Source organism: Amnimonas aquatica, assembly GCF_002943415.1.
Lineage (GTDB): Bacteria > Pseudomonadota > Gammaproteobacteria > Pseudomonadales > Moraxellaceae > Perlucidibaca > Perlucidibaca aquatica_A.
In genome coordinates this window covers 1-7,148 of sequence record NZ_PTQZ01000082.1, presented here as the reverse complement: position 1 = coordinate 7,148, position 7,148 = coordinate 1, and the positions used below count along the sequence as shown (strand labels likewise).

The following is a 7,148-nucleotide window of genomic DNA, read 5'->3' as shown; positions in this document are numbered from 1 at the left end:
GGCCCGCTCACGCTCGTCTTGAGCGGGCCCGCCGGCACGGTCTCCAAAACGGCGCTGCAGCAGCTCGACGGCGCGCGCCACCCAGTCCAGGTCATCCGCCTGCTCGGCCAGCGCCGGGTGGTCGCGATCCAGTCCGCGCTGCTGCAACGCCTGGCGTATGGCCTGTCGCCCCTTGCCGCGCTGCAGCTGGCTGCGTACCAGCATTTCGGCGTAACGGTCATCATTCTGCAGACCCAGCTCGGCGAGCCGGTCCAGCGCCGGCTCAGCGGCATCAGGAACGACACCGAGTCCGGCCAGCTTGCCGGCAAGTTCGGCACGACTGTGTTCGCGCCGTGCCTGCCAGGCGAGCAGCCTCCCCCAAACCTGCTCGGGCGTCAGGGGAGCCGCCGGGTCAGAAACCGGCTTCTTCGTAGACACCCGGCTCATCCGCATCTTCCGGCAGCGCCTTGACCGGGCCGATCAGCTGGTCGCGGATCTGGTCCTCGATGGTGCGCGCAATATCCGGATTCTCCAGCAGGAACTTGCAGGCATTGCCCTTGCCCTGCCCGATCTTGTTGCCCTGGTAGGCGTACCAGGCGCCGGACTTGTCGACCAGACCGAGCTTCACGCCCAGGTCGACGATCTCGCCCTGGCGGTTGATGCCCTGGCCGTAGAGGATCTGGAACTCGGCCTCCCTGAACGGCGGCGACACCTTGTTCTTGACCACCTTGACGCGGGTTTCCGAACCGACCACTTCTTCGCCTTCCTTGACCGCGCCGATGCGTCGGATGTCGAGGCGCACCGAGGCGTAGAACTTGAGCGCGTTGCCGCCGGTGGTGGTTTCCGGGTTGCCGAACATGACGCCGATCTTCATGCGGATCTGGTTGATGAAGATGACCAGGCAGTTGGAACGCTTGATGTTGCCGGTGATCTTGCGCAGCGCCTGCGACATGAGGCGAGCCTGGAGGCCGACGTGCATGTCGCCCATTTCACCCTCGATTTCGGCGCGCGGCGTGAGCGCGGCGACGGAGTCGACAACGATGATGTCGACCGCGCCCGAGCGCACCAGCATGTCGGTGATTTCCAGCGCCTGCTCGCCGGTGTCCGGCTGCGACACCAGCAGGTCCTCGACATTGACGCCGAGCTTGCCGGCGTAGAGCGGATCCAGCGCATGCTCGGCGTCGACGAAGGCGGCCGTGCCACCGGCGCGCTGGCAGGCGGCGATGACCTGCAGGGTCAGCGTGGTCTTGCCCGAGGACTCGGGGCCGTAGATCTCGACGATGCGGCCCTTGGGCAGGCCGCCGATGCCCAGGGCGATGTCCAGCCCCAGCGAGCCTGTGGAAATGGCCGGGATGGCGCCCGTGTCAGGCTGGTCGCCGAGGCGCATGACCGAGCCCTTGCCGAACTGTTTCTCGATCTGGGCCAGCGCGGCGCTCAGGGCTTTCTGCTTGTTGTCGTTCATTCGGCATGTCCTCGCGTGTCGGGTTCGCCACATGGATGGTGATCTGTCCTGCGGACCGCCCGGTGCAGCGTTGCAGGCCAGGGCGGACGACAGAAGCTGTCCTTTCGTACAGTATTATGGCACAGGGTCCGGCGCTTCGCCAGCCGATATCAGCACCAGCAGCCGCGACAGCACATGATGGATGGTCCGCGCCCTGACCTCGGCACGATCACCAGGGAAGACCAGCGCCTCCGCTTCGGTGCCGAAGGGGCCGCTCCAGGCCATCCAGACCAGCCCCACCGGCTTGTCCTCGCTGCCGCCGTCAGGCCCCGCGATGCCGCTCACCGCCACCGCCCAGTCGGCGCCGGAACGTTCGAGCGCGCCCACCGCCATGTAGCGCACGACCGGGATGCTGACCGCCCCGTGGCGCTTCAGGGCGAAGGCCGGCACGCCCAGCGCCGCGGTCTTGGCGGCGTTGCTGTAGGTCACCCAGCCCTGCCCGAACCAGCGCGAGCTGCCGGCGACCCGGGTGATGGCCTCGGCGATGCCGCCACCGGTGCAGGATTCGGCGGTGGCGAGCTGACCGCCGCGCGCCAGCAGCGCCGCACCGACCGCCGCCGACAGCGCCGAAATGGCCGCCTGCAGCTCGCCGGCGGGAAACGCGTCGGCGGCCTGCCAGCCGGCGACATTCCCTGGCGCCGCATCCTGTGACTGATGGGACATTTTCACTCCGAGACAGTATGCTGATGCCCCGAGTGTAGTCGGCGCAGGCGGCGCCCGGTAACCGTCCGGAGGTTTTTTCCATGCTCAATTTCACCTACCGAAACCCCGTCAAGGTCCTCTTCGGCACCGGCATGATCGCCGCCATCGGCAAGGAGATTCCGGCCGGCGCGCGCGTGCTGGTGACCTACGGCGGCGGCAGCGTGCAGAAGACCGGCACGCTCGCCGAAGTCCGCGCCGCCCTCGACGGGCGCACCGTCATCGAGTTCGGCGGCATCGAGCCCAATCCCAGCTACGAGACCCTGATGCGCGCGGTGGCGCTGGCACGCGAGGAAAACGCCGACTGGATCCTCGCCGTCGGCGGCGGCTCGGTCATGGACGGCAGCAAGTTCATCGCCGCCGCCGTGCACCACGAGGGCGATCCGCTGGAGATCCTGCACAGCCGCGGCCGCGCGGTGAAGCAGGCGCTGCCGCTGGGCGTGGTGGTGACGCTGGCCGCCACCGGCTCGGAAACCAACAGCGGCTCGGTGGTGACCCATCTGGCCACGCACAGCAAGCTGGCGTTCAGCCACCCCCTGCTCTACCCGCGCTTCGCGGTCATGGACCCGGCCAAGACCCTGACCCTGCCCGTGCGCCAGGTCGGCAACGGCGTGGTCGATGCCTTCGTGCACGTGGTCGAGCAGTACCTCACCTACCCGGTCGATGCCCGCATCCAGGACCGCTTCGCCGAAGGCATCCTGCTGACGCTGATCGAGGAGGGCCCGCGCGCGCTGTCGGAACCGGACAATGTCGACGTGCGCGCCAACCTGATGTGGGCCGCCAGCCAGGCGCTCAACGGCCTGATCGGCGCCGGCGTGCCGCAGGACTGGTCGACGCACATGCTCGGCCACGAGCTGACCGCCGCGCACGGCCTCGACCACGCCCAGACCCTGGCCATCGTGCTGCCGGCCATGCTCGCCGAACGCCGCGACGCCAAGCGCGAGAAGCTGCTGCAGTACGCCGAGCGCGTCTGGGGCCTGACGCCGGCAGCGGACGAAACCCGGGCCGGCGGCGATGCCCGCATCGACGCCGCCATCGCGCGCACCCGCGACTTCTTCGAGCGCATGCAGGTGCCGACCCGGCTGTCGGCCTACGGCATCGGCACCGAGGCGCTGGATCATCTGCTGGCGCAGTTGCAGGCGCACGGCATGGTGAAGCTGGGCGAACGCCAGGAAGTCACCCCGGAAGTCAGCCGGCGCGTGCTGGAAGCCTGCCTGTGAGCGGCTTCGTCTTCGAAACCACCCCGCGCATCGTCTGCGCGCAGGGCGCGGCGACGGGCATCGGCGCGCTGGCGACTGAGCTGGGGGCGCGGCACCTGTTCATTGTCACCGACCGCTTCCTGCACGACAGCGGACTGACCGCCGGCCTGCTCGCCGGCCTCGCCGATGCCGGGCTGGCGCACACGCTCTACACCGACGTGCTCGCCGACCCGCCCGAGGCCAGCGTGGAGGCGGCCGTGGCCGCCGCCGTGGCCGCCGGCGCCGATGGCGTGGTCGGCTTCGGCGGCGGCAGCGCCATGGACACCGCCAAGCTGGTGGCGCTGCTGGCGAAGACGCCGCAGGCGCTGCCGGAGATCTACGGCGTCGGGCTCGCGAAAGGCCCGCGCCTGCCGCTGATCCAGGTGCCGACCACCGCCGGCACCGGCTCCGAGGTCACGCCCATCGCCATCCTGACCACGCCCTCGGACGAGAAGAAGGGCGTGGTGTCGGGCTGCCTCTACCCGGATGCCGCCGTGCTCGACAGCACGCTGACGCTGGGCCTGCCGCCGCACATCACCGCCGCCACCGGCATCGATGCCATGGTGCACGCGATCGAGGCCTACACCAGCCGGCACAAGAAGAACCCGCTGTCCGACGCGCTCGCGCTGCAGGCGCTGAAGGCGCTGCACGACAGCATCCGCGTCGTGCTCGCCGACGGCCGCGACGCGGTGGCGCGCGAGGCCATGCTGATGGGCTCGCTGTTCGCCGGCATGGCCTTCGCCAACGCCCCGGTGGCCGCCGTGCATGCGCTGGCGTATCCGCTCGGCGGCCGCTACCACCTGCCGCACGGGCTCACCAACGCGCTGGTGCTGGCGCCGGTGCTGGCCTTCAACCGCCCCGCCGCCGCGCGCCTGTACGCCGAACTCGAACGTCACCTCGACCCGGCCGCCAGCCGCGACGACGACAGCGCCTCGCTGGCCTTCATCGAGCGCATGACCGCACTGGTGGCGGACATGCCGTTCGACCGCACGCTGCGCGGCAATGGCGTGGGCGAGGCCGACCTGGAGCTGCTGGCGCGCGACGCCATGGCCGTGCAGCGCCTGCTGGTCAACAACCCGCGCGAGGTGACCTGCGAGGATGCCCTGGGCATCTACCGCGCCGTCTACTGATCACCGTTCACCGAGCAGCAGACCCGGCCGGCGCCGGGACTGCGCCCCACCCGACAGGACACCGCATGAGCACCGCTGCCGACCGCAAGCTGCAGACCCGTGCCGATTACCGGCACTTCCTCGCCATCCCGACGCGCTGGATGGACAACGACATCTACGGTCACGTCAACAACGTGAACTACTACAGCTATTTCGACACCGCCGTGAACCGCTACCTGATCGATGCCGGCGTGCTCGACATCCATGGCGGCGAGGTGGTCGGCTTCGTGGTCGAGACCCAGTGCCAGTATTTCGCGCCCATCGCCTTTCCCGACACCGTCCACGCCGGGATCCGCGTGACCCAGCTCGGCAACCGCAGCGTGCGCTACGAAGTCGGCCTGTTCCGCAACGACGATGACACGCCGGCCGCCGCCGGGCATTTCGTGCATGTCTACGTCGACCGCGCCAGCGGCCGCCCGGTAGCCATTCCCGACAACACACGCGCCGCGCTGGAAAAGCTGCTGGTGCCCTGAGACACGACCGCGCCTGTCCGCCGGCCGCCGGCCCGGTCACCGGGCCCGCCCGTCGTGCGGGCGGCGCCACGAAAACGAACACGGAGAACCGCCATGCCCCTGGACAACCCGCTGCTGCGCCAGCAGGCCTATATCGCCGGCCGCTGGAGCAATGCCGCCGACGGTCGCCGCCATACCATCCTCAACCCGGCCAGCGGCGAGCCGGTGGGTGAAGTGCCGGACATGGGCGCAGAAGAAACGCACGCTGCCATCGCCGCCGCCGAGGCGGCCTTGCCGGCCTGGCGCGCGCTGCCCGCGAAGGAGCGCGCACGCCTGCTGCGGCGCTGGTTCGACCGGGTCATGGCGCACCAGGAGGATCTGGCACGGCTGATGACCGCCGAGCAGGGCAAGCCGCTGGCCGAGGCCCGTGGCGAAGTGGCCTACGGCGCCTCGTTCATCGAGTGGTTCGCCGAGGAAGGCAAGCGCGCCTACGGCGATGTCATGCCGGGGCCGGCCGGCGACCGCCGCATCATCGTGCTGCGCCAGCCGGTGGGCGTGGTGGCGGCGATCACGCCATGGAACTTCCCCATCGCCATGATCACGCGCAAGGTGGCTCCGGCGCTGGCCGCCGGCTGCACGGCGGTGGTCAAGCCGGCCGAGGCGACGCCGTTCTGCGCGCTGGCGCTGGCGGCGCTGGCCGAAGAGGCCGGGCTGCCGCCCGGGGTCATCAATATCGTGACCACGGCGCGGCCGGCCGAGGTCGGCGCCGCGCTGACCGCCAGCCCGGTGGTGCGCAAGCTCTCCTTCACCGGTTCCACCGGCGTCGGCAAGCGGCTGATGGCGCAGTGCGCCGACACGGTGAAGCGGCTGTCGCTGGAGCTGGGCGGCAACGCGCCGTTCATCGTGCTCGATGACGCCGACCTCGATGCCGCGGTGACCGGCGCCCTCGCCTCCAAGTACCGCAACGCCGGCCAGACCTGCGTCTGCGCCAACCGCTTCCTGGTCCAGGACGGTGTCTACGATGCCTTCGCGGCGAAGCTGACCGCCGCCGTGCGGGCGCTGAAAGTCGCCGACGGCCTCGGCGATGGCGTGCAGATCGGTCCGCTGATCAATGCCGCCGCGGTGGACAAGGTCGAGCGCCTGGTCACCGCCTCGGTGGAAGCCGGCGCGCGCGTGCTCACCGGCGGCAGCCGCCACGAGCTGGGCGGCAACTTCTACACGCCGACGGTGCTGGCCGATGTCGGCAACGACATGCCGATCGCGCGCGAGGAGAGCTTCGGCCCGGTCGCCCCGCTGCTGCGCTTCCGCGACGACGCCGAGGCCGTGCGACTCGCCAACGATACCCGTGCCGGCCTCGCCGCCTACCTCTACGGCCGCGACCTGAAGCGGGTCTGGCGGGTTGCCGAGCAGCTCGAATACGGCATGGTGGGCATCAACGAGGGCATCATCTCCAACGAGATCGCGCCCTTCGGCGGCGTCAAGGAATCCGGCCTCGGCCGCGAGGGCTCGCGCTACGGGCTGGATGAATACCTGGAGATGCAGTACCTGTGCCTGGGCGGCATGGCGGACTGAACCACCGCCATGCCACCGGGGCAGGCCGGGGCGGCATCAGTAGATGCGGAGCGCGTCGTCCTCTCCGGCTACCCTGGCCTCGACCTCGTAGGGATGGTTGCGGTAGCCGTGCCTGAACAGCAGCAGCACGTAGGTGATCATGAACAGCAGCAGCCCCCGCCGCTCGATCTGCTCGATGCGCTTCATCTTCGCGGCGATCAGCCGGCGGTCCCGGTGCCTGCCGGGCACGACATAGATGATATCCCACGGCGTCGCCAGCCCTGATTTGCCGAGCAGGCTCATCAGAGACAGCAGGAGCCCGGGGGCAGTCCTGATCTTGACCTTGGTTCGCATGGCTCCGGCATCCTGGATGTGGCCAACAACTGCGTCTGTCATCTGCAAGGCCGCCAGCATGCACAGGAATGGCGACGAATTCGTGACGACAGACCACAATTCGCCCCCATTGCGTGCACCACCATGGATCCGGCAGGCCCTGTCGGGATGACAAGCAAAATGCGCACCAGTCACCCGACATTCAAATATAAATAAGACTCATTAG

At 69.4% G+C, this 7,148-nt stretch carries 8 protein-coding genes; 4 read left to right on the top strand and 4 right to left on the bottom strand.

Going from position 1 to position 7,148, the window contains the following annotated elements:
• The 3 genes from C5O18_RS04815 to C5O18_RS04805 form a co-directional block, all read right to left on the bottom strand.
• Positions 1-417 (bottom strand): regulatory protein RecX (locus tag C5O18_RS04815; protein WP_158249270.1); only part of this gene is annotated, 417 nt, incomplete at its 3' end.
• A complete protein-coding gene (gene recA, locus C5O18_RS04810) occupies positions 392-1,441 on the bottom strand; it encodes a recombinase RecA (RefSeq protein WP_105191941.1) in 1,050 nt (349 codons plus the stop codon). The genes C5O18_RS04815 and recA, both read right to left, overlap by 26 nt.
• A 114-nt stretch (positions 1,442-1,555) precedes the next feature.
• On the bottom strand, positions 1,556-2,143 hold the full coding sequence (locus tag C5O18_RS04805) for a CinA family protein (protein ID WP_105191939.1): 588 nt from the start codon (positions 2,141-2,143) through the stop codon (positions 1,556-1,558).
• Between the two features lie 80 nt (positions 2,144-2,223).
• On the opposite strand from C5O18_RS04805, the gene C5O18_RS04800 reads away from it, so the two are divergent.
• From C5O18_RS04800 to C5O18_RS04785, 4 genes are all read left to right on the top strand, one after another.
• Entirely contained in the window at positions 2,224-3,399 is a 1,176-nt protein-coding gene (locus C5O18_RS04800; RefSeq protein ID WP_105191937.1) for an iron-containing alcohol dehydrogenase, read from the top strand.
• Positions 3,396-4,547 (top strand): iron-containing alcohol dehydrogenase, encoded by a 1,152-nt coding sequence (locus C5O18_RS04795; RefSeq protein WP_105191935.1) that lies wholly within the window; start codon positions 3,396-3,398, stop codon positions 4,545-4,547. The genes C5O18_RS04800 and C5O18_RS04795 overlap by 4 nt, the downstream gene beginning before the upstream one ends.
• A 65-nt stretch (positions 4,548-4,612) precedes the next feature.
• Positions 4,613-5,059, top strand: coding sequence for an acyl-CoA thioesterase (locus C5O18_RS04790; protein WP_105191933.1), 447 nt, complete (start codon positions 4,613-4,615; stop codon positions 5,057-5,059).
• Positions 5,060-5,152: 93 nt separating this feature from the next.
• Positions 5,153-6,610, top strand: coding sequence for an NAD-dependent succinate-semialdehyde dehydrogenase (locus tag C5O18_RS04785; protein WP_105191931.1), 1,458 nt, complete (start codon positions 5,153-5,155; stop codon positions 6,608-6,610).
• A 36-nt stretch (positions 6,611-6,646) separates the two neighbouring features.
• Here the strand turns inward: C5O18_RS04785 and C5O18_RS04780 are convergent, their stop codons facing one another.
• Entirely contained in the window at positions 6,647-6,943 is a 297-nt protein-coding gene (locus C5O18_RS04780) for a hypothetical protein (RefSeq protein ID WP_146089212.1), read from the bottom strand.
• Positions 6,944-7,148: the final 205 nt, after the last annotated feature.